The organism is Bradyrhizobium sp. SZCCHNRI3052 (genome assembly GCF_032484895.1).
GTDB lineage: Bacteria > Pseudomonadota > Alphaproteobacteria > Rhizobiales > Xanthobacteraceae > Bradyrhizobium.
On record NZ_JAUETW010000002.1, the window covers coordinates 460,464 to 485,376 of the forward strand.

A 24,913-nucleotide genomic window follows, 5' to 3' on the forward strand; every position below is an offset into this window, starting at 1 on the left:
TGTCATGCACCTGTCTGCTCCGCGAATTCGGTCGGAGTGCGGCCGGTGACCTGCCTGAAGGCATGCGAAAACGCCGGCACGCTGGCATAGCCGAGATCGGCGGCGAGCTGCTTGACGGAGAGGTGACGGTCGGTGGACAGCCGCTCGATCGCGGCGGCGATCCGGGCACGCTGGCACCACGCCTTGAAGCTCAGCCGCGTCTCCGCCGCGAACAGCCGCGACAGGGTGCGGGCCGAGCTGCCGACCTTGCCCGCCAGGGTCGCCAGGTCTTGCTCGCTCGCGGGAGAGGCGAGGACGAGCTGGGCGGCACGGCGCGCGCGCGGATCCTGCGGCAAGGGGATGAAGGTCGAGGAATCCTCGGCGCGGCGCAACTCGAGCAGAGCGAGCCGCACCAGCAGCGCCGTGCGCTCGGGCCCGCCGTCCTGTGCGAACAGCGCCAGGATCGCCTGGTGCAGCAGCGGCGAGACCTGCACCACGAACTCGCGGTCGAGCCGCGCGCCCCGCGTCTCCCGCTTCAGCCAGTCCAGCTCGAAATACAGCGTCCGCATCTGGCTGTCGGCCAGCATGTCGATGGCGTGGCCATGGCGCGCCGGCACCCAGACCGCGCGGTCCGGTGGCACCAGCCAGCGTCCCCGCGGCGTCGTCACCTGCATCGTGCCGCGCGAGGCGTAGATCAACTGGGATTCGCGGTGCATGTGCGGATCGAGCCGCGCGCCCTTGTGATAGAGGCGCGCGATCAGATGGACGCCGGGCTCGGTCGTCACCCGGTCGGCGCCGAGCGGCTTCAATGGCGTGTCCACGACGGTCATTGGCGGCTTCTCGTTGGTCGCGTCGACTATAACCGATCCGTCAGGAATCGAGGACAGCTCCCATGAACAGCGCCCGCCGCGTCATCGGCTTCGTCAACGCGGCCCATTTCATCGACCATTATGCGATGCTGATCTTCGCAGCCGCGGTCATCATCATGGGCCCGGCGCTCGGCATGGCCTATGCGGACCTCTTGCCCTATGCGACGCCGGGCTTCATCGCCTTCGGCGCCGGGTCGCTCCTGACCGGCTGGCTTGGCGACCGCTGGAGCCGGCGGCACATGATGCTGATCTTCTATCTCGGCATCGGCCTGTCGATGATCTCGGTCGGCCTGGTGCAGACGCCGTGGCAGCTCGGCGCGGCGCTGCTTTCGATCGGTCTGTTCGCCTCGATCTATCACCCGGTGGGAACCGCGATGCTGGTGTCCTACGCCGACCGGCTCGGTCGCGACATGGGGCTGAACGGCGTGTTCGGAAATCTCGGCGTCGCCTCGTCGGTGCTGGTCACCGGCGTGGTCGGGCAATATCTCGGCTGGCGCTTCGCCTTCGTCGTACCCGGGGTGATCACGGTGGCGATCGGCGTGGTATTCGCGCTGGCGGTTGCGCATGAGGACCGCCGGGGATCGAAGCAGGCGGCGGCGCAGGCCCGCGTCGCGCGCGACCAGATGTGGCGCGTGGTGCTGGCGCTGCTGCTGGTGGTGATCGCGATCTCGACGACGTTCAACGCGATCACCGTGGCGCTGCCAAAACTGTTCGCGGAACGGCTGGCGGGGCTGACGCAGAGCCCGGCACTGCTCGGCGTGATCGCGGCCGGTGTCTACGTGTTCGGCGCGATGACGCAGTACACGATCGGGCGGCTGCTCGATCGCCACGCGCTGAAGACGATCGCGCTGCCGCTGTCGCTGGTGCTGGCGCCGCTGCTGTATCTCGCCGCCGACGCGCGCGACTGGGCGCTGATCGTGGCCTCGATCGGCATCGTCATGGGTGCGTTCGGGCAGGTCACAGTCAACGACGCCATGGTCGGCAAGTACACGGCCGAGGAATGGCGTTCGCGCGCCTATGCGGTGCGCTATTTCATCGGCTTCACCGCGGCCGGCGCCTCCGTCGGCCTCGTCGCCTGGCTGTATGAGCGCGGCGGCTTCGTCACCATGCTGCAGGCCTTCGCCGCGCTCTGCCTGGTTGCGGTCATCGCCGCGCTGATCCTGCCGCCGGAGCTTCCGGCGGCGCAGCCGGCGCTGCGGCCGGCGCCGGCGGAGTGAGAATGCGATCCACCCAAATTTTCCCAATTGCCAGGCATCCGCCGCCGGCGCAGCCTGGGCCGATATGCGCGTGCGCATACTGATGAGACCCGATTGGCCACCATGCGGGCGGCTGCGCTGGCGACAAGTCATTGAAGCACGACACCATTGAGGATCGACCGATGATCAATCGCTTCAGGAGAATGCTGGTGCTCGGGATGGCCGCGGCGGCCGGCCTTGCAGCCACGCAGGCGCTGGCGCAGAGCGATGCGCAGCGCAACGCGATCAAGTCGGCGTGCCGGTCCGACTACATGGCGAAATGCGCGAGCGTGCCGCCCGGCGGCACGGCGGCGTTCCAATGCCTGCAGAAGAACATCGCGAGCCTGTCCTCATCTTGTCAGACGGCGGTCAAGGCGCTCGAGCCTGCCGCGGAGGCCAAGCCCGCGGCAGAGGCCAAGCCTGCGGCAGAGGTCAAGCCCGCGGCAGAGACCAGGCCCGCGGCGGAGGCCAAGCCGCCGGCGGAAACCAAGCCTGCCGCGGAAGCCAAGCCGGCTTCGGCGCCGTCCGCCCCGGCCAAGCCGGCCGTCGCCGAGGCGAGCAAGCCTCCCGAGCCTCCGAAGGCAGCGGCGCAGCCGGCCGCGGCCGTTGCGGCCGTGCCTACGCAGTCCCCGGCGGCCAAGCCGGCTGCAGCGGCGTCAGCGCCCGCAGCCCAACCGAGCGAGGCGCAGGTGGCCGCGATCCGGAGTGCCTGCGGCTCCGATTACCGCAAGGTCTGCAGCAGCGTGCCGCCGGGCGGCGCCGCGGCGCTGCAATGCCTGGAGCAGAACAAGGCCAAGCTGTCCGCTCCCTGCGCCCAGGCGATGGCGTCTTCGCGCGGCGGCGCCGCGCCGGCGACTGCGGCTGTCGCCGCGCCGGCGGTGGCAACCACCGCTGCACCGACGGCGCCGGCGCTGGTGCTGCGACCGCTGCGGCCGCTCGAGGAGTTGCGCATCGTGAGGGCCGCCTGCGGCGCCGACGCGCGGGCGTTGTGCAGCGGCATCGAGCCGGGTGGCGGTCGAATCGCGCAGTGCCTCGCGGCCAATGCCGGCGCGCTGACGCCTGGCTGCAAGGGCATGCTCGCGCAGTTCGCGGCCAATCGCTGATGCGGAGCGGCTGCCGTCCATGGTTACCATCCGAGATGCATACGAGCGCGATCCACCCAAATTGTCACAATTGTCGGGCGGGGAAGTCCCAGGCAAGGTCGCGACGGGGTGGATATTTGACCAATGAGATCATGATCAGGAGTTTGAAGATGAGCGCCATTGTCTCACGTGCCATTATTTCCACGCTGTGCGGATTGTTCATCCTGGCGGCGATGCCGTTCGTGTCGATGTCGGATGCCAACGCCGTGGTCTGCGCTCGGGGCGTCGTGCGGGCCGGCTGCGCCGGTGCGGCGGGCGCCGTGGTGGTTCGCAAGCCGCCGGTGGCGGCTGCGGCGTGCCGCACGGTCATCGTCAATGGCGTCGCGGTTCGGCGCTGCGTTTAAGCGACGCTTAATCGGTTTTCGGTATCGAGTTATTTGAAACCGTAATTGCGACGCGCAAGTTTTGCGCGTCGCATGCTGCTTTGCGCAAGCGAGGTAAGTTGTATTTAACGGTGCTCCCGGCAAGGTGCGGCTCGTATCCAACCTGCAATCCAATGGGAGAGGGCCATGGCGTTTTGGCGCTGGCTGCGTGACGCAGCCCTGGCAGCTGCGGTAGTCACGTTTGCCGGCAACGCCGCCGGCGCAGCCGGCTTGAAGGAAGAAATCGCGCCGACCGGCAAGCTTCGTGTCGCCATTGCCGTTGGCCCCGCCGGCGGTGCGTTCTGGTGCGTCAAGTCGGACAGCGGCTATTCAGGCGTTCCGGTCGAACTCGGCAAGGCCATGGCCGCGCAGGTCGGTGTGCCCGTCGAGTTCGTCGAGCATCCGAATTCCAATGCGATCACCGATGAAGCTGCTCGGGGCGTCTGGGATGTGGCCTTCATGCCGAAGGACGCGGAGCGCGAAACCAAGGTCTCGTTCGGTCCGGTCTACGATTCGGTCGAGACCACCTTCATCATCCGCGCCGGTCTCGACGTCGCCAACATCGCCGCGCTGGACCAGGCCGGCACCGAGGTTGCGGCCATCAACGACACGACCGTGCTGCGCGGTGCCAAGGCTTTCCTGAAGAAGGCGACCGTCACCGGCTTCAAATCCTACGAGGAAGTCTATGCGCTGCTCAGCGCCGGCGAGATCGACGCGCTCGCGCTGGCGCGCGATCAATTGAATCTCATCGCCAAGCAGATTTCCGGCACCAAGGTGCTCGCCGAGACCTTCAAGAAGACGGACACCGCGGTCGCGGTGCCGCTGAAGCATCCGCAGTCGCTGGCCTTCGTCACCAAGTTCATGACGGATTCCAAGGCGAACGGTTTGCTCAAGAAGGCCTACGGCGCCAACAATCTGAGCGAGTCGACTTTGCTCACCCAGTAAGCGCACCCGACGCTGCTTGGCCGACTCTCCCACGCCACCGGCGGGGGAGAGCCATCGTCTCAGCCGGCACGCTTCATCGTCAGTTCGGCGCCCGCCTCACAATCGGATCGAGGCCGCTTTCCGCGATGACGTGACGCGCGTCCGGTGATTGCAGGAACTTGATGAGCGCCTCGCCGGCCTCCGGCTCCTTGGCGGCCGTAGCGATGCCGGCGGAGAACACGGTGATCTTCTGCAGTCCGGCCGGCAGCGGCCCGACGATGTCGATGCCCTTCACCGGCTTGAGCTCGCTGATCTGCTGAAAGCCGATCTCCGCTTCGCCCTGGGCGACGATCTCGCCGACGGGAGTGGCCGGAATCATCCGCGCCTTGCCTTTCATCTCGTCCTTGATGCCAAGCTTGTCGAACATCTCGGTGGAGACGTAGACGCCGCTCGCGCTGTCCGAATAGGCGATGGTCTTGGCGGCGATCAGCATGCGTCTCACGGCTTCCGCGTTCGAAATATCGGGATGCGGCGTCCCCGACTTGACCGCGACGCCGATCGGCGAGTTGGCGAGGTCCGCGCGGCTATCCGGCGTCACCTTGCCCTTGGTGGTGAGATCGCTGAGCGCGTAGCCCACCATGATGAGGACATCGGCCGGTTCGCCGCGCTCGAGGCGAACGGGAATCGCATTCGTGGTTGTTCCCATCGACGGGCCGTAGGCAATCGTGACCTTGTGACCCGAGCGCCGCTCGAATTCCGGCACCAGGGATTTGAACGCAGCGGTCATGCCGCCGGAGATCATGACGTGGACTTCTGCGGCTTGGGCCGCGGTGGTCAGGAGGAACGCGGCCGAAGCGGCGAGACCGATGGTGCGGAGATGGGTCGAGAGGATCATGGCAGGCTCCGAGGCGAACGGCTGGAGGCCGGGGCGCCTTGGATAGCCCGACTGTGTCGGGAAGGCCAGCGCTCCACAGGGCCGGCCATCCCTCTGCAATGCGTCGCGCTTGCGGCGTCACTGTGTCTGCAGCGCGGCGAGACTGTTCGCCGCCACCTCAGCCGGCCTGATGGGCCGGCGCGGATGCGAGAAAGTCGTTATACGCGTCCGCATCGGGCGGCGTGAACATCTCGGCCAATGGATTGCGCCGTCGGCGCTGAGCGCCGATGTCGGCAAGCAGTTCATCGAAATGCTTGAAGTGATAGGGCGCGACGCAAAGTCCGCCATACACGCCCGCGGCAGGGCGCTCGATCCGCTTGAAATGCAGCATCATCTCGATGTTGTCGCGCATCTCGCGCTCGCTCGGTTGATGCGCCAGCTGTTTGTCGGCATACCGCACCAGCCAGTTGGCGGCCATGTCCGCACAGAGCACGGTGCAGAAGCTCGAATTGAAGCCGACGAATCCCATGTCGGGAAGATCGGGATTGGCGATCAGCCGATAGAGCCGGTACTGCCCGTCCGGATCGACCAGTCTGGCGCGGTCGGCATCCGACAGAAACGGGACCCCGAGCTTGTAGCCGATGGCGAGGATCGCGACGTCGGCCGGAATTCGTTCGCCGCCGCTGGTCACGATGGTGTTCGGCTCGTAATGGCCGAAGGTGCCGTAGACGGCCTTGATCCGGCCGTCTGCGACCATCGGGAAGAAGTCGGGCGTCGCGATCGGGACTGAGCAGTTCACGCCGTCCTCGATCCTGCCCTTCGGCACCATGTTGCATTTGGCGAGCTTCAACTGCATCTTGAGCAGGCTTTCCAGGCCGCGCCAATTGGCCGAGACGAGCGGCTTGGCCAGCAGATGGGCAAGGCGCGAGAGCGGGCCCATGCCCCAGCTTGGGAACATCTGCTCCTGGGCGCGGATATAGAGGATGCGCTTGAAGTTGATCAGACCGCCGATGAAGTAGGGAATGCGCCACACCGCTTCACGAAGCACGATCGTGACCGAGCGCGCGCCGGAGCGCACGGCGTTGACCGCGATGTCGGTTGCCGATTTCGAGCCGCCGAGGACCACCACGTCGCGCCCCTTCGTGAGCGCGGCATCGTTGTATTTCGAGGAATGCAGGATCAAGCCGCCGGCGGCCGCGAATTGATCTTCGCCGCCAAGCGACAACGTCTGCGGCTCGTTGAACTGACCGGTGCAGACGGCGACGAAATCGAAATCCTCCCGGCGCGTCCGGTCTCCTGTTTTGAGGTCGAGGCTCCATCCAGGCTTGCCGTCACTGCGGCGCTGCATCGCAAGCACGGTCGTGTTCAACCGCATCAGGCGGATGAGGTCGTGGGATTTCGCGTAGTCGGCAAGATAGGCATGGACCTGCGGTCCCTTCGGCCATTCGGGGTAGTGATCCGGCATCGCCTTGTCGGTGTAGCGATAGAGCTCCTTGGGGCTCTGCGTCTGCACGTCGGGATAGGACCGCGCGGGCTCCCAGACGCCGCCGAGATCGACGCTCCGCTCGACGATGGTGACGTCGTGCCCGCGGGCGGTGAATGCTTTGGCTGCAGCCAGGCCGGAGACGCCGGCGCCGATCACACAGACATTCTTTCGGCTGATCATGGGACCTCCTTGTTGTCGAGCGCGCAGCCGCGTTCGGGCGGCATTCGCCCGCCGCGCTGCAGAAGCCCGCGAGAGTTTGATGGCGACGAAGGTCGCCCGGCGCGACCGAGGCGTGCGATGCCGACGGATGCGGCAGCATCGAAATCAGGGCGAGACGGATCTCGCCGATCGCATCTCGTTCGAGCGCAGCCGCTGCTCATGCCGCAGGCGCACGGAGCCGATAGCGATGATCGCGCGCCGTTCGTACCGCAACAAAAGGGCGGGGGCGCCCGCTGGGGCCCGCGCTGCCGCCTAGTCGTTGGCCTCCGGGGGCAGGAAGTCGACCTCGTGTTCCGCCGAGATCCGCACCACTTCGGCTGGATCGGCGAGATTGTCGAGCATGTTGAACAGCGCTTCCAGCTTCTGCATCGGGGAGACCCAGAACAGCGCGCGCGCCGGCTTGTCGGATTTGTTGAAGTAGCCATGCGGAATACCGCGCGGCATGCGCACGAGGTCGCCGGCATTCGCCTTGACCCAGACGCCGTCGAGCTTGAGGTCGAGGACGCCTTCCTGCACCAGGATGAACTCGTCCTGGGTGGGATGAACGTGAACCGGCACGAACTGCCCGGGCTCGCTGTTGGTCTCGAAGGCGAACGTGGAGTCGGTGACGGCTTTCGGATAATAGAGCTGACCCAGGATATTCCAGGTCTTGCCGGCATAGCCGGTACCTGCGCGCGTGATGCCTTTTTCGAGTGTGATCATGCCGGATCTCCTTGCTGCACGCGTGGGAGGATCAAGCCGGGGCGACGCCGAGTCTATCCAGAAAACGAATCCCTCGACGTCAGTTGCTAATTATTATAGGTTTCAAACGATCTCGACGGGCGACGTAGGCCATGACTGCAGATGCAGCCGCTGATCGTAGTTGGAAGTCTCCGGCTGTGCCGCGGCTTACAGCCTATGGCCGTGTTGCAACGCACGATGTCGATGAGGCGGCTGAACAAATAGGCCGCATCTTCTGTCCGCATGGGCTGCAACCGGAGGCGGATACTGCGCGCGATTTCCTCGCTCTGCATAATTGCGCGGCATTCGATGGCTTTTCCATCAACTACGTCGCCTATGGCGGTGCGGTAACCATCGATCCGGGCTGTCTCGACCGCTTCTTTCTGCTGCAGCTCCCGCTGGCGGGGACCGCGCGGGTCTTTGCCGGGGCCGGCGAGGTCGCGACGGCGCCAGACCATGCGGCATCACTGCTGTCGCCGACATTGCCCACGCGGATGGTCTGGGACGCTTGCGCTCAGTTGATCCTGTTGCTCGACCGCCGTCTCGTGGAACAGCGCGCAGCAGCGCTGTCCGGGCGCGCGGTGCAACCGATCGAATTCGATCCCGCAATCGCGTTGTCGGGATGTCCTGGCTCGCGGCTCCGGGCTCACATGCTCGGGCTCGCGGACCTCGCCGAGCGTCTCGGCGGTGGGCGCGGCCTGCCACCGGTTGCGGCAGCCAATTGGCGCGAGACGCTGCTGGACATTCTGTTCGAGCAGCCCGGCAATGGCCTGGCGGAGGCGATCAGGCTGCATTCCGGCCGGGTCGAGACATTGCCGCAGGCCGTCCGCCGGGCGCGTGATCTTCTGGCAGCGCACGCAGCCGAACCGCTCGATCTGGCGCAACTTGCGGCGTCGTCAGGCGTGGGGATCCGGGCGCTGCAGGGCGGCTTTCGCCGCCATTTCGGGATGTCGATCTCCGACATGCTGCTCGACATCCGGCTGGCGCGGCTCAATGCGCAATTGATGGCGGCTCCACCGGAGGCGCGGATCATCGACATCGCCTTCGACCTTGGCTTCACCCATCTCGGGCGGATGGCGGGGGCCTATCGCAACAAGTTCGGGGAGGCGCCGTCGGCCACGCTGCAACGCGTGCAGCGCGGTCGCTTCACGAATTGACGTGCACGAAATCCCGCAGCAGCGGATAGATCTCGTTGTTCCACTTCTTGCCGCTGAACACGCCGTAATGGCCGACGCCGGCCTGCATGTGATGGACGCGGCGATAGGCGCGCACGTTGGTGCAGATGTCCTGCGCCGAGAGCGTCTGGCCGATCGAGCAGATGTCGTCACGCTCGCCCTCGACCGTCATCAGGCCGATGCGCCGGACTGCCTTCGGGTCGACGGGACGGCCGTGATGCATCAGTCTGCCTTGCGGCAGCAGATGCTCTTGGAAAACGTCGCGCACCGTCTCGATGTAGAACTCCGCCGGCAGATCCATCACCGCGAAGTACTCGTCGTAGAAGGTCTTGATCGTCTCGGCCTTCTCGACCTCGCCTTTGGCGAGATGGTTGGCGAGATCCATGTGCTGCTTGACGTGGCGTTCGAGATTCATCGAGACGAAGGCCGTGAGCTGCACGAAGCCCGGATAGACCTTTCGGAAGGCGCCCCTGCATTGAAAGGGCACGTAGTGGATCAGATTGTCCTCGAACCAGTCGATCGGCTTGCTCTTGGCGAACTCGTTGACCTTGGTCGGCTGGATCCGCGTGTCGATCGGTCCGGCCATCAAGGTCAAGGTGGCGGGGCGCGACGGATGGTCGTCCTCGCACATCACGGCGGTGGCCGCGAGTGCCGACACCGACGGTTGGCAGATCGCGACCATGTGCGGCCGCGAACCGAGCTGGCTGAGAAAACTGATGAGATGATCGGTGTAATCTTCCAGACCGAAGCGGCCGTGATCGCGCGGGATGTCTCGCGGATTGTGCCAGTCTGTGATATAGACGTCGTGATCCTGCAGTAGCGTCTTCACGGTGCCGCGCAGCAGGGTGGCGAAATGGCCGGACATTGGCGCGACAAGCAGCACCTTGGGCTGCTCCGGCGCAGCGTCCTTCTTGAAGTGCAGGAGCGAGCCGAACGGCGTCTTGAACGTGACCTCTTCGGTGACGGCGAGTTCGCGGTTGCCGACCATCACGCTATCGATGCCATACGCCGGGCGGGCGTAGGTCAAGGCTGAGCGGGAGATCAGCTCAAGCGCGGCGGACAGACGCCGCATGGCGCGGCTGGATAGCCCTGATGGGATCAGGTTGAGATAGCGCATGGCGGCTGCCGCGCTCTGGCGCCACGGCTCGGTCAGGTCCATGTGGTTCTGATAGGCTTGGTACAGCAGCGCCATCGCGTCCGATCCATTACATGCATTGCTGTATGCAATATCGGAGCCAGAACGGCCGAGTCTTGCCTGAAAAACTGGCATGTCGCTTGCTCGATGATATCTCCGACGTATCCGGCTCCGCGCATGATGCCGGTCGCACGAGCGGCACGATGGGCGAACGACAAACGACAATGCGGCAAGAGGGTAGGGCGACATGGCCAAAGCGACGTTGACCATCAGCAGCAAGAATTACTCGTCGTGGTCGCTGCGCGGCTGGCTGCTCGCCAGGTTTGCCGGACTGGATTTTGACGAGGTGATCGTCGGTCCGGACGACGCATCGGCTCGCGCCGAGATCCTGCTGCTGTCGTCCTCGATCCTGGTGCCGTGCCTGCGCCACGATGGTGCGACGATCTGGGATACGCTGGCGATCGGCGAGTACCTCAACGAGACCTTTCCGGAGGCGGGCCTGCTGCCAGCCGACCGCATCCAGCGCGCGCATTGCCGCTCGATTTCGGGCGAGATCCATTCTGGCTTCACGACCCTGCGGGCGTCGCTGCCGGTCAATCTCAAGGGCCACTTTCCGGGCTTCAAGGTCTGGACGCGGGCGCAGGCCGACATCGATCGCATCTGGGCGATCTGGCGCGACTGCCTGGACATATCCGGCGGCCCATTTCTGTTCGGCCAGCGTGGCATGGCGGATGCGATGTATGCGCCGGTGGTGACGCGCTTCGTGACTTATGACGTGAAGCTCGAGCCGCGGCTCAGGGCCTATGCCGACCTGATCATGGCGATGCCGGAGATGCAGCAATGGATCGAGGCCGCCAAGGCCGAGCCCGAGGAGATCGAGGAGCTGGAGGTCGAGTACTAGGTGTTCTGCCGTCAGCGGCGCGTGCCCGCGGCCCTTTGCAGCCGCGGCTCCAGCGAGAACGGCTCACGCCGCGGGCAGCGGCTGCTCAATTTGAAGCCGGATTTGCGTCTTCTCGGCGCGTGGCGCGAGCTGTCAGCACGTCACCATTGCCGTGTGGCGTCGGCCAAAACCCGGTTGTTGGCAATCAGTTCGGCTCGCGATGCCGCCCTGGCCTACCGATCTCTGCGTTGCAGACAGAGCGTGGCGTGGTTTTCGCATGGCACAATCCGCTTTCGGACGTGGTGGCCGCTGTGGCCGATCGATGGGCCGCAACGGTCGCCGATGTCGCGATCAACCGGTGGAGGCCGTCATGAACCAGCATGCAGTGGTGACCAAGTTCTCGCACGTGAAGCCCGAGGACACCGACTACAAGGGCGGTGGGTTGCGCGACTTCTTCCTGTACCGCGATCTCGGCATCGCCGACGCCACCGGCGGCCAGGTGATCTGCCACCTCGTCAAGGCCAATCCGGATTGTCCGCCGGTGGATGGCACAGGTTGGCATCGCCATGATTGCGATTTCCAGATCGTCATCATGATGAAGGGCTGGGCCCGCTTCATGTACGAGGACAAGCCGACCCTGGTGAAGGCCGGCGACGTCGTGCACCAGCGTCCCGGCATCGTGCACTACCTCTACGATTATTCCCCTGACATGGAATATATGGAGATCGTCAGCCCGGCCGACTTCAAGACGGTCGAGATGCCGCCGGCGACCGACAACGTGCCGCCGGTCACGCCCTGGACCTGAGCGCCAGATCTGCTTCTCCGTTAGTCTTTGGCATCCGGTTGCGGCAAGCGGCCGGAAGCTTCCCCTCACGATGTGGTGGGTCGTCTCCGATGTGTCCGACATCTAGCGTGAACAGATCGCGCACCCGATGCGGCATCCGATTCGGACGCGATTCGTTCCAGCAGCGTTCCAAGGATTAAGACTGCAAGGCAGCGCCGTCGCATTTTGAAACACGGCACGCGCGCTGCCTGTCTCGCGCCTTGGTGCTCTACATTGCCCCTTGCGACCGGTCTGGCGCCGGTCCATCACCCGCGAGGGGAGCATCGATCATGACCTTGACCACATTGGCTTGGCTCGCGCTCGCGGCCTACGGCGCGCATATTCTCGAGGAATACACGTTCGATTGGCGCAATTGGGCGCGGGCGGTGATGAAGCTGCCGGTCGAGTGGAGCGACTTCTACGTGACGAACGCGCTGGTGGTCGTGCTCGGCGCGGTGCAGGCAGAGCTTGCCGAGACGTGGCCGCCGGCCGCGCTCACCTACGCGGCGCTGATGATCATCAACGCCGTCTTCTTCCACATCCTGCCGTTCCTGCGCAGCGGAGGCAGATTCTCGCCGGGGCTGGCGACGGCGCTGATTCTGTTCTTTCCGATTGCAATTGCGATGTGGCGGCGAGCGTGGGGTGACGGTGTGCTCGACGTTGGAACGGCTGCCCTCGCGATCGTCGCCGGCTCGCTGCTGATGGCCTATCCGGTCGTGATGCTCAATCTGCGTTCAAAACCATATTTTCGGCAAGACCGGCCCTGAGCAGAACTCAGGGCCCGGCATGATCAATAAGACGAAGCGCGATCGGCAACGAAGCTCGGCTGCGGACGGCGTCCATTGCGCTCGTCAAATCGCGCGCGCGGGAACCGCCAGCCGATGACGGTGGCTTCGAGCGCGCCGCCGGATTCCTTGTTGTGCCATTTGCCATCAATGTAGAAGCAGGGGAACGGCAGTTGATAGGTGCCGCTGTGATCCTCGCACAGCACCTCGACCGTCTGTCCGGGCGGCGGCTCACCGCTGCCGTCGAATTGCGCCAGCCGTTTTTCGCGCGTAGCCATTCTGTCCATCTCCCTAAAAACGGGTCCCAGCCGGAACTTCAATGCGCGATTGAGGTCTCAGTATGGTATCAATCAGGAAACTCCGTCAGTTCCACGCAAAATCATGTGTTGGGCAAGCCAATGAGAAAATTGTGATGCGAAAATTCATTGCCGCGCGAATCATCTTTGCCGCGAGCGCGCTCGCGACAGGTGTGAGTTCTGCCGGACATGCGCAGGATATTCCGGGCATCGAAATCTGCACTGCAGAAAAGGCGATGGATCGACGGACATCATGTCTGCAGAGCAATATCGATTTCCTGCAGAAGACGATGACCAAGCAATCGCTCGATCAGCAGCAGAAGCTCGATGCGGCGAATCGGCAGATCCAGGCGCTGAAGGCTGCGCTGATCTCGCAGCAGGGCCTGATCGACGAACTCAAGGCGTCGCAGGCGAAACTTGCGGACGAGCTGAGGAAGAAGGCCGATGCGCCGGCCGCCAAGGACGCGGCGCCGGCGAAGCCGGCCGGCAAATAGCACGGCCCGCAGCGCAACAACGATCAAGCGCATGTGGATCTCCGCGCGCAGGATCGGGCGCTTCGATAGGAGAGAGGCGTGTCCACCAACCCGGCCCAGAAAGCGCTCTGGTTCATCGAGAGCCATCTGTCGGCGCCATTGACGCTGGATGAGGTCGCGGCCATCGCCGGCGTGTCGCGCTTCCACATCGTGCGCGCGTTCGCGGCGGCGACCGGCGTCTCGGTGATGCGCTATGTCAGGCTGCGCCGTCTCAGCGAGGCGGCACGGGCTCTGGCCTCTGGCGCACCCGACATTCTCAGTCTCGCGCTCGAGGCTGACTACGGCTCCCACGAAGCGTTCACGCGCGCGTTCCGCGACCAGTTCGGCGTCACGCCGGAAGCGGTGCGCGCCCGTGCGCGCCTCGATGGCCTCGCACTGCAGGAGCCGATCCTGATGAACCAGACCCCGCTCGATGATCTCGCCGCCCCACGCTTCGTCACCGCGCAGCCGCTGCTCGTCGCCGGCCTCGGCGATCGCGTCAGCGTCGACAATGGCGCGGGCATTCCCGCCTTGTGGCGCCGCTTCAACGAGATCGTGCACGAGGTTCCGGCGCGCCGCGGCGTGGTGGCTTATGGCGTGTGCTGCAACGGCGACGATGCCGGCAATTTCGACTACATCGCCGGCGTCGAGGTGGCCGATTTTTCCGACCTGCCTCGGACCTTCAGCCGCGTGCGGGTTCCGGCGGCGACGTTCGCCGTGTTCACGCATTCCGGCCACGTCTCGTCGATCCGCCGCACTGTACACACGATCTGGAATCGCTGGTTGCCGCAGTCGGGCTATGAGATCGCCGATGCGCCGAACTTCGAGCGCTATGATCGGCGTTTCGACCCGCTCACCGGCAATGGCGGCCTGGAAATCTGGCTGCCGGTGATCCGCTAAACATCGCGCGCGGTACCAACTTGCGTCGACACGCTGCAAGCGTCTCCCTCAGCAGGGCTGCTCTGCGGTCTCGCGCTCAGCCGCTTGCTTGGCAAGCCGTGCCGGCTTTGCGATAACTCACGCCTAACAACCATGCGCCGCAGCGCGGCGACGAAAGCGGGAGGTCGTCCGATGTCCGACATGCGCGTGCTCGCCACAGATCTGGAATTTCCGGAAGGGCCCGTGGTGATGCCCGACGGCTCGGTGGTGCTGGTCGAGATCCGCGGCAAGCGCCTGACGCGGGTGTTTCCCGACGGCCGCAAGGAGATCGTGGCGCAGATTCCGGGCGGGCCGAACGGCGCAGCCCTCGGGCCCGACGGCAAGATCTACATCTGCAACAATGGCGGCTTTTCCTGGATTCCGACCGGCAAGATGATCATGCCGGGCCCACAGCCCGAGGACTATCTCGGCGGCTCGATCCAGCGCGTCGATCTGCAGAGCGGCAAGATCGAGACCGTCGTCAGCCGCTGCGGCGAGCACGCGCTGCGCGGGCCGAACGATCTGGTGTTCGACCGTCACGGCGGCCTGTGGTTCTCGGACCTCGGCAAGCGCCGCGCCCGCGACATGGACGTCGGCGCGTTCTATTACCTCAAGCCCGGCATGAGCGAGATCATCGAGGCCGTCCACGGCATTCTGCCGGCCAACGGCATCGGGCTGTCGCCGGACGAGAAGACGGTCTACATCGCGGAGACGCCGACCGCGCGTCTCTGGGCCTACGATCTCGCCGAGTCCGGCACCGTGAAGCCGCGCGAGGTGATCTATCGCGGCGAGCGCGGCCGCCCGATCGCGGGGCTCGGGGGCTACCAGATGTTCGATTCGCTCGCGGTCGAGGCGAACGGCAATGTCTGCGTCGCCACGCTGGTGACCGGCTGCATCAGCGTGATCGCGCCCGACGGCACGCTGGTCGAGCAGGTGCCGACCGGTGACCGGGTCACGACGAACATCGCCTTCGGTGGTCCCGAGCTGAAGACGGCCTACATCACGCTGTCGGGCAGGGGTGAGCTGGTGGCGATGGACTGGCCGCGACCGGGCCTGGCGCTGAATTTTCTGAACAAGTGACGCTCTACGTGATAGTTCCGTCATCGCGAGCGCCAGCGAAGCCATCCGGAGCGGCACATGCGACTCTGGATTGCTTCGTCGCTCGCTCTCCTCGCAATGACGGACACTGCTGATGCCCTTTCTTGAACCAGTCACCCTTCGCGGCCCGCATGCGAGCCTTGTGCCGCTGTCGGCGGACCATCACGACGCGCTGGTCGAGGCCGTCAGTGACGGCGAATTGTGGAAGCTGTGGTACACCGCAGTTCCGAAACCCGAGACCATGACCAAGGAGATCGAGCGGCGGCTCGGCCTGTTCGCCACGGGAAGCATGCTTCCGTTCACGGTGCTCGATGCCGACGGCCGTGTCGCCGGCATGACCACCTACATGAACGTCGATGCCGCCAACCGCCGCGTCGAGATCGGCTCGACCTGGTATGCGAAGCGGGTGCAGCGCAGCGCGCTCAACACGCAGTGCAAGCGGCTGCTGCTGGCGCACGCCTTCGAGGCGATGGACTGTATCGCCGTCGAGTTCCGCACCCATTTCTTCAACCACCAGAGCCGGCGCGCCATCGAGCGGCTCGGCGCCAAGCAGGACGGCATTTTGCGCAGCCACCAGATCGCGCCGAACGGCACGCTGCGGGATACCGTCGTCTACAGCATCACCGCGGCCGAATGGCCGACCGTGAAGGCGCATCTCGACTACCAATTGAATGACAAGCCGCGATGACCGCGCTATGGCCGCTTGCCGCCTCGCGCGGCTGATGATGACGAGACCGGGACGAACGACCAGATGGATACCTTCGACTATGTGATCGTGGGCGCCGGCTCCGCCGGCTGCGTGCTGGCGAGCCGCCTCAGCGAGGACCCTGAGGTCACGGTGTGCGTGCTGGAGGCGGGGCCGCGCGACTGGCATCCCTACATCCATCTGCCCGCCGGCTTCATCAAGACCTTCTACATGAAGAGCATCAACTGGGGCTATCAGCAGGAGCCGGGGCCGTACACGGCGGGACGCAGCATCTACGCGCCGCGCGGCAAGACGCTCGGCGGCTCCTCCTCGATCAACGGCCATGTCTACAATCGCGGCCAGCGCCAGGATTTCGACACCTGGGCGCAGATGGGCAATCGCGGCTGGAGCTATTCCGACGTGCTGCCGAATTTCAAGCGCATGGAGAAGCGCATCGGCGCCGGCGAGGACCAGTATCGCGGCCGCGACGGCAACCTCATCGTGACCACCATGGAATGGAAGGACACGCTGTGCGAGGCTTTCATGGATGGCGCTGTCTCGCTCGGTATCCCGCGCAACCCGGACTACAACGGCGCCATTCAGGAAGGCGTCTCATACGTCCAGCGGACCATCCAGAACGGCCGCCGCGTGTCGTCGGCGACCGCATTCCTGCGTCCGGCCAGCAAGCGGCCGAACGTCGAGGTTCGCACCCACGCCCATGCCACCGGCGTTGTGCTGGAAGGCAAACGCGCGGTCGGCGTGCGTTACAGCCGCGGCGGGCGCGGCGGGGCGCCGGTCGAGGTGCGCGCGCGAAAAGAGGTGATCCTGTCCGGTGGTGCCTACAACTCGCCGCAGCTCTTGCAGCTCTCGGGCATCGGCGCGCCCGCGCTGCTGCAGGAGCATGGCATCGAGGTGCGCCATGCGCTCAACAGCGTCGGCGAGGGCCTGCAGGACCATTACGCGCCGCGCACGGTGGCGCGTGTCAAGAACATCAAGACCGTCAACGAGCTCGCGCGCGGCCTCAATCTATGGGGCGAGGCGCTGAAATGGGCGGTGACGCGGCGCGGCATCCTGTCGCTGTCGCCGACCATGGTCTACTGCTTCTGGCACTCCGGCGAGACCGCGGAGCGCTCCGACCTGCAGCTCACCTTCACGCCGGCGAGCTACAAGGAGGGCGTGCAGGGCCAGCTCGAGGACGAGCCCGGCATGACGGTCGCTTCCTGGCAGCAGCGCCCGGAGAGCCGCGGCTACGTCCGCATCCGCTCCGCCGACCCGTTCGCGCCGCCGCTGATCCAGACCAACTATCTCACCGCCGAGCTCGACCGCCGCGTGGTCGTCGCCGGCATGAAGCTGGCGCGCCGGCTGCTGGCCTCGGCCCCGCTCGCGCCGTACTACGCCTATGAGGATTTCCCGGGACCGAAGGTGAACAGCGACGACGAGTTCCTGGCCGCGGCGACGCAGCGCGCCACCACCACCTTCCATCCCGGCTGCTCCTGCCGGATGGGCCCAGCGGACTCGACCTGGGCAACGGTCGACGACCAGCTCCGCGTCCATGGTCTCGAGGGCCTGCGCGTCGCCGACGCCTCGATCATGCCGCGCATGATCTCCGCCAACCTCAACGCCGCGACCTTGATGATCGGCGACAAGGCGGCGGACCTGATTTTGGGCAAGGCGCCGGTGGCGGAGAGTTTGTCGGCGTAGTTGGGGCCGTCGCCGCTTATCGTTCGAGCCCGTGTCGTGCCGCACGACCAGTGCGCCCCCCTCCCCCTTGCGGGGAGGGGGCGGGGGTGGGGGTCCCCGGGCGCTGAACTAAGTTGCAAGCTCACGTTCGGCAGATGGGCTTCGGCGTGAGCATTGACTTCGCCCTCTACGATTTAGTCTGTCTCGCGCGCGTTCAATCGCACATCATTGACAGTGGGACTCGTGGACCCCCACCCCCGACCCCTCCCGGCAAGGGGGAGGGGAGTGCACCGCCTGCGCGGCAGACTATGCTTCCGATCACGAGCTTGACTACTTCACCAGCCTGAATCTCCCGCCCTCGACCTTGATCAGGAACGCCGAGCGCTCGTCGTAGCCGTTGTGGTCGGTCGGGCTCATGTTGGAGAGGCCGTTGTTGAGATAGACGTCCTTGCCGCGCTCCAGTTCGTCGCGCAGTGCGGCGCGAAACTCTGCGGTGCCCGGCTTGGCCGCCTTCAATGCGCCCGGGATGGCGCGCTTGAGCAGCGTGGCGGTGTCCCACAGATGTGCGGCGAAGATGTTCGGCTTGTCACCATTGGCGGCCAGATAGGCTGAAACGAATTCGTCATTGGCGCGGCGGAACGGATCCTCCGCGGGGAGGTCGTCGGCGATCGAGAACGCTTCGCCGGCGAACACCGCGCCCTCGACATTCTCCTTGCCGAGCTTGATGAACTCCTGCGTCGCGACGCCATGGGTCTGGAAAATCCTCCCCGCATAGCCGCGCTCGCGCAGCGCCTGTTGCGGCAGCACCGCCGGCGTGCCGGCGGACGCGATGAACACCGCATCCGGATTGGTGGCGATCACCTTGAGCGCCTGGCCGGTGACGCTGGTGTCGCCGCGCGCATAGACCTCGTGCGTCGTCACCGTGAGCCCGAGCTTCGGCGCCAGCTTCGTCACCTCCTGATAATAGCCCTCGCCATAGCCGTCGGACACGCCGATGAAGCCGAGCGTCTTCACCCCGGTCTTGGCGATGTATTTGAGCATCGCCGCGGCCATGATGTCGTCATTGGGCACGACCTTGAATGCCCATTTGCGCTTGTCGTCCATCGGCTGCACGATCGCGGTCGAGGCCGCCAGCGACAGCAGCGGCGTCCTGCTTTCGAGCGCGACGTCGAGCATCGGCATGGTGACCGGCGTCAGCGAGGAGCCGATGATGACGTCGACACCGTCCTGGATCACCAGGCGGCGCGCGTTCTGCAGTCCCTTCACGCTGTCGGATTCGTCGTCGAGCGCGATGTAGACGATCTTCTCGCCGCCGATCTCCTTCGGCAGCGCGGCCACCGCCTTGATCTGCGGCTGCCCGAGCGCCGAGCCGGGCCCGGTTGCGGACACCACGATACCGACCTTGATGTCGGCGCGCGCGGGCGCGCCGAAAGCCATCGTTGCAGCAATTCCGATCGCCGTGAGCGCGGCTCTCATCGCGTATCCTCCCCGTTGAGCGTGCTCGGCGCGTTGACTGGCCGAGACTTTGGCCGATGAGCGTAGCCGGACCGGCGGCCTCGTGTCTGTCCCCGTGGTTGGTGACGCGGGGCGGCGCTTCCAGCCAGGGCGGGTTGCTGCTAGGTTTCGGCGAACAAAGAGATCCGGGAGGAACGCATGGAGGCTCAGGAGCCTGGCATCGAGGCGGCCGGTGCCGTCGGCGCGATGGTGCTCGCGATCGGACAGCCCGCATTTCCGCAAGTCCTGATCGAGACGTTGCGCATCGTTGCCGATGTCGGCCACTGCATGGTGTTCGCCTTCGAGGACCAGCGCTCGGCGCGCTGCCTGCTCAGCACGGGGAACATCGCGATCGGGCCCGACCTCGGCGCGGCCTATTCGGAGCACTTCCACATCGCCGATCCGAACCGGGATACGATCTTTCGCGAGCGCGCGGAGGCGCGCCACATCCTGCTGCCGAACTTCGCGCGCCGCATGTACCCGAAGGGCTACCGGAAGCTGTTCTTCGAGGACTCCGAGATCGTCGACAAGGCCGCCACCGCGATCTGGGTCGGCGAGCACTGCACCTACGTGAACTTCTATCGCACTGCTGCCCAAGGCGGTTTTGCGCCCCACGAGCGCCAGCGCATCGCCGCGGTCGCCCCGATCGTGGGGGCCATCGTCGCGCGTCATTGCCAGGATCGCGCTGCCGCGATGGATCCGGCCGACAGATTTGCTTCGTTGTTCGCCGCCGGCGGACCGCTGTCGGTCCTCACCGCGCGGGAGAAGGACGTCTGCCGTCGCATCCTCGAAGGCTTCACCTCCGAGGCGATCGCCGGGGCTCTCGGCATCGCCCTCAACTCCGTCTTCACCTATCGCAAGCGCGCCTATGAGAAGCTCGGCATCGCCTCGCAGAACGAGCTGTTCGCGATCGCCCTCCGCCTGATGACGACACCGCGGCCGCTGAACTGAGCGAGGGGCTCGCCCGCTGTCACCCATCGCCGGGACAGACGTTGCCGGAGCGTGCGGCTAGCCTGCGCCGTCAGAACCGGAGACCGAGAGTGAGCACAGCACCGCATTTCGACATCGATACCGCCGCGTTCTGGGCCGATCCCTATCCGGCGCTGGCTCGCATGCGCCAGGAGACGCCGATCGCCTTCGTGCCGCAGCTCGGCAGCACGCTGTTGTGCCGTCGCGACGACATCTTTGTCTCCGAGAAGCAGATCGACGTCTTCAGCTCACATCAGCCGCAGGGCCTGATGAACCGGCTGATGGGCCACAACATGATGCGCAAGGACGGCGCGGCGCACATGGCGGAGCGTCAGGCGATCGCGCCGGCGGTGTCGCCGCGCGCCGTGCGCGTGCACTGGCTGGCGCAGTTTCAGGCCCACGCCGACCGGCTGCTCGATTCGCTCGACCCGGCGAGGGATGTCGATCTCGTCGGCGATTTCGCGCTGCCGTTCTCGGCCGAGTGCCTGAAGCTGATCACCGGCCTCACCAACATGCGCTTCCAGGACATGAATGCGTGGTCGCAGGCGATGATCGACGGCATCGCCAACTACACCGGCGATCCCGCGGTCGAGGCGCGTTGCAACGCCGCGACATCAGGCATCGACGCTGCCATCGACGACATGCTGCCGGTGCTGGAGAAGACCCCGAACCAGAGCCTGCTTGGCGTGATGCTCGCCACGCAAATGCCGATGGAGAGCATCCGCGCCAACATCAAGCTCGCCATCTCGGGCGGCCAGAACGAACCGCGCGATGCCATCGCCGGCACGGTGTGGGCGCTGCTGACGCATCCCGAGCAGCTCGCGCTGGCCATCAATGGCGAGGTGCGCTGGCTCCAGGTGTTCGAGGAATATGCCCGCTGGATCTCGCCGATCGGCATGTCGCCCCGGCGCATCGCCAAGCCCTGGACGATTCGCGACGTCGCCTTCGAACCGGAGGAGCGCGTGTTCCTGATGTTCGGCTCGGCCAATCGCGACGAGGCGCATTTCACCGACCCCGATCGCTTCGACGTCCGCCGCGACGTCTCCAAGAGCATCGCCTTCGGTGCTGGCCCGCATTTCTGTGCGGGCGCCTGGGCCTCGCGCGCGATGATCGCCGACGTCGCGCTGCCGACGCTGTTCGCGCGGCTCAAGAACCTGCGCCTGCGTGACACCGAGCCGGTGCGCATCGGCGGCTGGGCCTTTCGCGGCCTGCTCAATCTGCCGGTGACCTGGGACGCGACGCAGGATTGATCCTCGCCGCGGCCCTTGCGAGGGAGCGCCGTGCTCAGGCGGCCTCTACGCCCTGCCTGCTGCGATCGCCTGCGCCTCTGCGGCTGCGCGCTGCATGCTGGACGACATCTCGCCGGTGACCGTGCTCTGCTCCTCGACGGCGGCGGCGGTCGAGGTGACGTATTCGCTGACGTTCTGGATCTCGACCTTGATCGCGTTCAGCGCATTCACGACCTCGCTGGAGATTCCGTTCAGTCCGGCGATCTCCGCGCCGATCTTGTCGGTGGCGGCCTTGGCCTGCGTGGCGAGATTCTTGACCTCCGACGCGACCACCGCAAAGCCGCGGCCGGCATCGCCGGCGCGCGCCGATTCGATCGTGGCATTGAGTGCCAGCAGGTTGATCTGCCCGGTGATGTTGCCGATCAGCTCGACGATGCCGCTCATCGCCTGCGTCGCCTCGCTCAGGCGCTTGGCCTGCGAATCGGCGGAGGCGACCCGGTCAGCCGCCCCCATCGCGGTCTCGCGGGACTTCGTCATGGCCTCGGAAATCTCGCGCACCGAGGCGTTCAATTCCTCGGCACCCGCGGCGACGGACTCCATCATGCCGCGGACGCGCTCGTTGCCCATCCGCACCAGCACCTGCTTGGTGACGTCGGTGGCGTATTTCACGACCTTGAACGGTTTGCCGTTGAGGTCGAGGATTGGATTGTAGGAGGCCTGAATCCAGACCTCGCGACCGCCCTTTCCGATCCGCTTGTATTCCGCGGCCTGATATTCGCCGCGGTTCAGGGCGGCCCAGAAGTTGCGGTAGGCCGCACCGTCGCGCTCTGACGGATCGACGAACATCGAATGATGGCGGCCCTTGATCTCGGACAGCGTATAGCCGAGCGCCTGCAGGAAATTGTTGTTGGCGTCGATGATGGTGCCGTCCAGTTCGAACTCGATCACGGCCTGCGATTTGCTGATGGCGGCGATCTGTCCGGCGAGATCGGCATTCCGAAGCTTCTGAGCGGTCACGTCGGTGGCGAACTTGACGACCTTGAAGGGCTTTCCGTTCTGATCGAACACCGGATTATAGGACGCCTGAATCCATACCTCCTTGCCGCCCTTTCCGATTCGCTTGTATTCCGCGGCCTGATATTCGCCGCGGTTCAGGGCGGCCCAGAACTCGCGATAGGCGGCACTGTTGCGCTCCTCCGGCGAAACGAACATGCTGTGATGTTTGCCCTGGATCTCCGGAAGGCTGTAGCCCAGCGCATTCAGAAAATTGTCGTTGGCGGTGACGATGGTGCCGTCCAGGTTGAATTCGATCACGGCCTGTGATCGGCCGATGGCCGCGACCTGAGCGCTGTAGTCGAGGTTCTGCAGCCGCACGCTGGCGTCGGACCACTCGACGACCGTTCCGGCGCGGCTTCCGTCCGGGTGCTTCAAGGGCTGCGCGATCAGATCGAACGTCCACTTGCCGATCTTGATGGTGGCCCGGTGCTCGGAGGCGAGGGCCTGCAGCATGCGGCGCTGGTGGGTCGGGTCCTTGTGGAAGACGTCGATGTTGGTGCCGATGAGGCCGTCGACGCGGAAGTTCGGCAACTGCGTCTTGAGATCGGCCTCCGCCTCACGCATCAGCGCCCGTACCGCCTCGTTCATGTAGACGATGTTGAGCTTGTCGTCAGCGACCATCACCTTCGCGGTGATCGCGTTTGCGGCCAGGGCGGCCAGGGATGCGGCGTTGTTCTTGCGGCCAAACATGATGGTCTCCTGTGCAAACGATCACGCCAGCGATGTGCACATCCTCGTGATCACGCGGTAGTTGCTGTGATCCAGAGACGGCGCTGACTGCGATCATTCCCGAACTCGATGATTCCCGTAAATTCCCGGGGGCTTTGTTCAATCTAACAGCTCGTCAGTAAGATTCGGTTAGGCAGCAATCTGCAGAGATGTTCTGATTGTGCAGGAATGGCCGTGAATCTGCGGGGCGTGTTCAAGTGTCGCAGGGCCGGGATTGCCTTAGATCACGATCGACATGATCCTCGGCGCTAGGCTCCAACCAGATTGGATGGTATCGGCTTCGACATGCCAGAGAAGGACATTGCCGAAGTCATCGCGGTGCCGAGGGTGTTTCTCGACAGCCTCGGCATCGGCATCTCGATCATCGACAGTGCAACGGGACATATCCGGTTTGCGAACGCCGAATGCTGCCGGATCGTCGGATACACGCTGGAGCAGCTCAAGACCGATGGGCTGACCTTTGTCGATCTGACGCATCCAGAGGACCGGGAGCGCAATCGGCTGCAGCACGACAAGCTGCTTGCAGGCGAGATCGCGACCTATCAGCTCGACAAGCGCTATCTTCGGCCGGACGGAAGCGTCGTGTGGGGACGCGTGACCGTCAATCCCGTCAGGGACGCCAGGGGCCGCCTGAAGTGGTTCTGCGCCGTGGTCGAGGACATCACGACAACCAGGATCCTGGAAGAACAGCTTGCGGCCGCGGAGAAGCTCGCTGGGCTGTCGACGTTCAACCTGATCGTCGATGCAGACGATTCCAAGGGAGATTTTCCGCCGGCGTCGCCATCGTCGCTGCGCGACATGTTGTGCCATGTGCATCCCGAGGATCGGAACGGGCTCGCGCAGGTCATCCGTCGTGCGATCATGAAGCGAACCGGCTACACGCGCGACTACCGGGTGCTTGGCAAAGCCGGTGCGGTGCGCTGGGTCCGTGGCATGGCGACCTCCGTCTACAGCCCGTCCGACGGACGAACCCATCTCGTCGGCGCGACGATCGACGTCACCGCGGATCATCTCGATCGCGATCGCCAGGTGCCGGAGCCCATTCGCAGGATCCTGGAACACATTGAGACGAACTGGGATCAGAAGATATCGATCCAGCAACTCGCGGTTCGCTACGGCGTCAGCCCCCGCACGGTCTATCAGTACTTCGCGAAGAGTGGCGTGTCCTTGGCCGAGAAGATCAAGCTGACGCGAATCCAACATGCGCACCGCATGCTGTATGATGCGAAAGCGGGTGACACGGTGACGTCGATCGCCCTGCGATGTGGCTTCAGCAATCCGGGGCATTTCGCCAGGGAGTATCGAAAGATCTATGGTGAGACCCCGTCGGAAAGTCTGAGGCAGGCGTCATTGCCGCTGGCGGCGCGGGGTGAAGCCGCCGCTGCTCCGTCCGTCCGCTGATCGTCAGCCGACCTTCACGGCATCACGTCTGGATGGAGCACCGGCCAGATGTGCCCGACGAGCAATCTCCGCATGCTTCGTATGCGCGAAATGCCCGTCGAGTTAGTTTGCCGCAGCCGCGCCGGCTTGCGTCGTCGGGCAAATCAGACCGATGGTCTTGCCCATCCCGCCTCGAGCAGAGGGACGTACGCGTCGTCACGAACGTGGAGGTGGGCTGCGATGGACGTGACGGCTGTGC

At 65.2% G+C, this 24,913-nt stretch carries 24 protein-coding genes; 16 read left to right on the top strand and 8 right to left on the bottom strand.

The window, feature by feature from the left end:
• Positions 1-2: 2 nt before the first annotated feature.
• Entirely contained in the window at positions 3-809 is an 807-nt protein-coding gene (locus QW887_RS07290) for a helix-turn-helix transcriptional regulator (RefSeq protein ID WP_316194318.1), read from the bottom strand.
• 62 nt (positions 810-871) lie between these two features.
• Here QW887_RS07290 and QW887_RS07295 point away from each other — a divergent pair, with 62 nt between their 5' ends.
• The 4 genes from QW887_RS07295 to QW887_RS07310 all read left to right on the top strand — a co-directional run bounded on the left by QW887_RS07295 (position 872) and on the right by QW887_RS07310 (position 4,532).
• Complete coding sequence (locus QW887_RS07295) at positions 872-2,065, top strand: MFS transporter (RefSeq protein ID WP_316194319.1); 1,194 nt, start codon at positions 872-874, stop codon at positions 2,063-2,065.
• Between the two features lie 161 nt (positions 2,066-2,226).
• Positions 2,227-3,186, top strand: a complete 960-nt coding sequence (locus QW887_RS07300) for a hypothetical protein (RefSeq protein ID WP_316194320.1) — start codon at positions 2,227-2,229, stop codon at positions 3,184-3,186.
• Positions 3,187-3,335: 149 nt separating this feature from the next.
• Positions 3,336-3,569 (top strand): hypothetical protein, encoded by a 234-nt coding sequence (locus QW887_RS07305; protein WP_315718042.1) that lies wholly within the window; start codon positions 3,336-3,338, stop codon positions 3,567-3,569.
• Between the two features lie 165 nt (positions 3,570-3,734).
• Positions 3,735-4,532 carry a transporter substrate-binding domain-containing protein gene (locus QW887_RS07310; protein ID WP_315718044.1) on the top strand — a complete coding sequence of 266 codons (798 nt, stop codon included), beginning with the start codon at positions 3,735-3,737 and terminating at the stop codon, positions 4,530-4,532.
• Positions 4,533-4,611: 79 nt separating this feature from the next.
• Here QW887_RS07310 and QW887_RS07315 read toward each other — a convergent pair whose 3' ends face one another.
• The 3 genes from QW887_RS07315 to QW887_RS07325 all read right to left on the bottom strand — a co-directional run bounded on the left by QW887_RS07315 (position 4,612) and on the right by QW887_RS07325 (position 7,792).
• Complete coding sequence (locus QW887_RS07315; RefSeq protein WP_315718045.1) at positions 4,612-5,406, bottom strand: substrate-binding domain-containing protein; 795 nt, start codon at positions 5,404-5,406, stop codon at positions 4,612-4,614.
• Between the two features lie 157 nt (positions 5,407-5,563).
• Positions 5,564-7,051 carry a flavin-containing monooxygenase gene (locus tag QW887_RS07320; RefSeq protein ID WP_316194321.1) on the bottom strand — a complete coding sequence of 496 codons (1,488 nt, stop codon included), beginning with the start codon at positions 7,049-7,051 and terminating at the stop codon, positions 5,564-5,566.
• Between the two features lie 291 nt (positions 7,052-7,342).
• Positions 7,343-7,792 carry a cupin domain-containing protein gene (locus tag QW887_RS07325; protein ID WP_315718048.1) on the bottom strand — a complete coding sequence of 150 codons (450 nt, stop codon included), beginning with the start codon at positions 7,790-7,792 and terminating at the stop codon, positions 7,343-7,345.
• Between the two features lie 131 nt (positions 7,793-7,923).
• Between QW887_RS07325 and QW887_RS07330 the strand changes: the two genes are divergently transcribed.
• Positions 7,924-8,967, top strand: coding sequence for an AraC family transcriptional regulator (locus QW887_RS07330; RefSeq protein ID WP_315718049.1), 1,044 nt, complete (start codon positions 7,924-7,926; stop codon positions 8,965-8,967).
• On the opposite strand, the gene QW887_RS07335 is transcribed toward QW887_RS07330, so the two are convergent.
• Entirely contained in the window at positions 8,957-10,177 is a 1,221-nt protein-coding gene (locus QW887_RS07335; protein WP_315750226.1) for a polyhydroxyalkanoate depolymerase, read from the bottom strand. The two genes, QW887_RS07330 and QW887_RS07335, sit on opposite strands and share 11 nt — an antisense overlap.
• A 190-nt stretch (positions 10,178-10,367) precedes the next feature.
• Here QW887_RS07335 and QW887_RS07340 point away from each other — a divergent pair, with 190 nt between their 5' ends.
• From QW887_RS07340 to QW887_RS07350, 3 genes are all read left to right on the top strand, one after another.
• Positions 10,368-11,021 carry a glutathione S-transferase family protein gene (locus tag QW887_RS07340; RefSeq protein ID WP_315718051.1) on the top strand — a complete coding sequence of 218 codons (654 nt, stop codon included), beginning with the start codon at positions 10,368-10,370 and terminating at the stop codon, positions 11,019-11,021.
• Between the two features lie 349 nt (positions 11,022-11,370).
• On the top strand, positions 11,371-11,805 hold the full coding sequence (locus QW887_RS07345; RefSeq protein WP_315718052.1) for a cupin domain-containing protein: 435 nt from the start codon (positions 11,371-11,373) through the stop codon (positions 11,803-11,805).
• A 308-nt stretch (positions 11,806-12,113) separates the two neighbouring features.
• Entirely contained in the window at positions 12,114-12,590 is a 477-nt protein-coding gene (locus QW887_RS07350; protein ID WP_315750227.1) for an HXXEE domain-containing protein, read from the top strand.
• 23 nt (positions 12,591-12,613) lie between these two features.
• Here QW887_RS07350 and QW887_RS07355 read toward each other — a convergent pair whose 3' ends face one another.
• Positions 12,614-12,886, bottom strand: a complete 273-nt coding sequence (locus QW887_RS07355) for a hypothetical protein (RefSeq protein ID WP_315718054.1) — start codon at positions 12,884-12,886, stop codon at positions 12,614-12,616.
• Positions 12,887-13,020: 134 nt separating this feature from the next.
• Here QW887_RS07355 and QW887_RS07360 point away from each other — a divergent pair, with 134 nt between their 5' ends.
• From QW887_RS07360 to QW887_RS07380, 5 genes are all read left to right on the top strand, one after another.
• On the top strand, positions 13,021-13,398 hold the full coding sequence (locus QW887_RS07360) for a hypothetical protein (RefSeq protein WP_315718055.1): 378 nt from the start codon (positions 13,021-13,023) through the stop codon (positions 13,396-13,398).
• Between the two features lie 78 nt (positions 13,399-13,476).
• Positions 13,477-14,316, top strand: a complete 840-nt coding sequence (locus QW887_RS07365; RefSeq protein WP_316194322.1) for an AraC family transcriptional regulator — start codon at positions 13,477-13,479, stop codon at positions 14,314-14,316.
• Positions 14,317-14,487: 171 nt separating this feature from the next.
• Positions 14,488-15,414 (top strand): SMP-30/gluconolactonase/LRE family protein, encoded by a 927-nt coding sequence (locus QW887_RS07370; protein ID WP_316194323.1) that lies wholly within the window; start codon positions 14,488-14,490, stop codon positions 15,412-15,414.
• A gap of 112 nt (positions 15,415-15,526) precedes the next feature.
• Complete coding sequence (locus QW887_RS07375) at positions 15,527-16,120, top strand: GNAT family protein (RefSeq protein WP_316173020.1); 594 nt, start codon at positions 15,527-15,529, stop codon at positions 16,118-16,120.
• A gap of 63 nt (positions 16,121-16,183) precedes the next feature.
• Positions 16,184-17,818 carry a GMC family oxidoreductase gene (locus QW887_RS07380; protein WP_316167553.1) on the top strand — a complete coding sequence of 545 codons (1,635 nt, stop codon included), beginning with the start codon at positions 16,184-16,186 and terminating at the stop codon, positions 17,816-17,818.
• 309 nt (positions 17,819-18,127) lie between these two features.
• On the opposite strand, the gene QW887_RS07385 is transcribed toward QW887_RS07380, so the two are convergent.
• Complete coding sequence (locus QW887_RS07385; RefSeq protein ID WP_316186794.1) at positions 18,128-19,273, bottom strand: ABC transporter substrate-binding protein; 1,146 nt, start codon at positions 19,271-19,273, stop codon at positions 18,128-18,130.
• A 177-nt stretch (positions 19,274-19,450) separates the two neighbouring features.
• Between QW887_RS07385 and QW887_RS07390 the strand changes: the two genes are divergently transcribed.
• Both QW887_RS07390 and QW887_RS07395 read left to right on the top strand, forming a co-directional pair.
• The gene (locus tag QW887_RS07390) at positions 19,451-20,242 is read left to right on the top strand and encodes a helix-turn-helix transcriptional regulator (protein ID WP_315718060.1); all 792 of its coding nucleotides are present in this window, start codon (positions 19,451-19,453) and stop codon (positions 20,240-20,242) included.
• An 89-nt stretch (positions 20,243-20,331) separates the two neighbouring features.
• Positions 20,332-21,510 carry a cytochrome P450 gene (locus QW887_RS07395; protein ID WP_316194324.1) on the top strand — a complete coding sequence of 393 codons (1,179 nt, stop codon included), beginning with the start codon at positions 20,332-20,334 and terminating at the stop codon, positions 21,508-21,510.
• A 45-nt stretch (positions 21,511-21,555) separates the two neighbouring features.
• On the opposite strand, the gene QW887_RS07400 is transcribed toward QW887_RS07395, so the two are convergent.
• The gene (locus QW887_RS07400; RefSeq protein WP_316194325.1) at positions 21,556-23,235 is read right to left on the bottom strand and encodes a PAS domain-containing methyl-accepting chemotaxis protein; all 1,680 of its coding nucleotides are present in this window, start codon (positions 23,233-23,235) and stop codon (positions 21,556-21,558) included.
• A gap of 324 nt (positions 23,236-23,559) precedes the next feature.
• Between QW887_RS07400 and QW887_RS07405 the strand changes: the two genes are divergently transcribed.
• Positions 23,560-24,675, top strand: coding sequence for a PAS domain S-box protein (locus QW887_RS07405; RefSeq protein WP_316194326.1), 1,116 nt, complete (start codon positions 23,560-23,562; stop codon positions 24,673-24,675).
• Positions 24,676-24,913: the final 238 nt, after the last annotated feature.

Coding starts and splice junctions, on each gene's coding strand:
- QW887_RS07290 (WP_316194318.1), bottom strand. CDS start 809: ATGACCGTCGTGGACACGCCATTGAAGCCGCTCGGCGCCGACCGGGTG.
- QW887_RS07295 (WP_316194319.1), top strand. CDS start 872: ATGAACAGCGCCCGCCGCGTCATCGGCTTCGTCAACGCGGCCCATTTC.
- QW887_RS07300 (WP_316194320.1), top strand. CDS start 2,227: ATGATCAATCGCTTCAGGAGAATGCTGGTGCTCGGGATGGCCGCGGCG.
- QW887_RS07305 (WP_315718042.1), top strand. CDS start 3,336: ATGAGCGCCATTGTCTCACGTGCCATTATTTCCACGCTGTGCGGATTG.
- QW887_RS07310 (WP_315718044.1), top strand. CDS start 3,735: ATGGCGTTTTGGCGCTGGCTGCGTGACGCAGCCCTGGCAGCTGCGGTA.
- QW887_RS07315 (WP_315718045.1), bottom strand. CDS start 5,406: ATGATCCTCTCGACCCATCTCCGCACCATCGGTCTCGCCGCTTCGGCC.
- QW887_RS07320 (WP_316194321.1), bottom strand. CDS start 7,051: ATGATCAGCCGAAAGAATGTCTGTGTGATCGGCGCCGGCGTCTCCGGC.
- QW887_RS07325 (WP_315718048.1), bottom strand. CDS start 7,792: ATGATCACACTCGAAAAAGGCATCACGCGCGCAGGTACCGGCTATGCC.
- QW887_RS07330 (WP_315718049.1), top strand. CDS start 7,924: ATGACTGCAGATGCAGCCGCTGATCGTAGTTGGAAGTCTCCGGCTGTG.
- QW887_RS07335 (WP_315750226.1), bottom strand. CDS start 10,177: ATGGCGCTGCTGTACCAAGCCTATCAGAACCACATGGACCTGACCGAG.
- QW887_RS07340 (WP_315718051.1), top strand. CDS start 10,368: ATGGCCAAAGCGACGTTGACCATCAGCAGCAAGAATTACTCGTCGTGG.
- QW887_RS07345 (WP_315718052.1), top strand. CDS start 11,371: ATGAACCAGCATGCAGTGGTGACCAAGTTCTCGCACGTGAAGCCCGAG.
- QW887_RS07350 (WP_315750227.1), top strand. CDS start 12,114: ATGACCTTGACCACATTGGCTTGGCTCGCGCTCGCGGCCTACGGCGCG.
- QW887_RS07355 (WP_315718054.1), bottom strand. CDS start 12,886: ATGGCTACGCGCGAAAAACGGCTGGCGCAATTCGACGGCAGCGGTGAG.
- QW887_RS07360 (WP_315718055.1), top strand. CDS start 13,021: ATGCGAAAATTCATTGCCGCGCGAATCATCTTTGCCGCGAGCGCGCTC.
- QW887_RS07370 (WP_316194323.1), top strand. CDS start 14,488: ATGTCCGACATGCGCGTGCTCGCCACAGATCTGGAATTTCCGGAAGGG.
- QW887_RS07375 (WP_316173020.1), top strand. CDS start 15,527: ATGCCCTTTCTTGAACCAGTCACCCTTCGCGGCCCGCATGCGAGCCTT.
- QW887_RS07380 (WP_316167553.1), top strand. CDS start 16,184: ATGGATACCTTCGACTATGTGATCGTGGGCGCCGGCTCCGCCGGCTGC.
- QW887_RS07385 (WP_316186794.1), bottom strand. CDS start 19,273: ATGAGAGCCGCGCTCACGGCGATCGGAATTGCTGCAACGATGGCTTTC.
- QW887_RS07390 (WP_315718060.1), top strand. CDS start 19,451: ATGGAGGCTCAGGAGCCTGGCATCGAGGCGGCCGGTGCCGTCGGCGCG.
- QW887_RS07400 (WP_316194325.1), bottom strand. CDS start 23,235: ATGTTTGGCCGCAAGAACAACGCCGCATCCCTGGCCGCCCTGGCCGCA.
- QW887_RS07405 (WP_316194326.1), top strand. CDS start 23,560: ATGCCAGAGAAGGACATTGCCGAAGTCATCGCGGTGCCGAGGGTGTTT.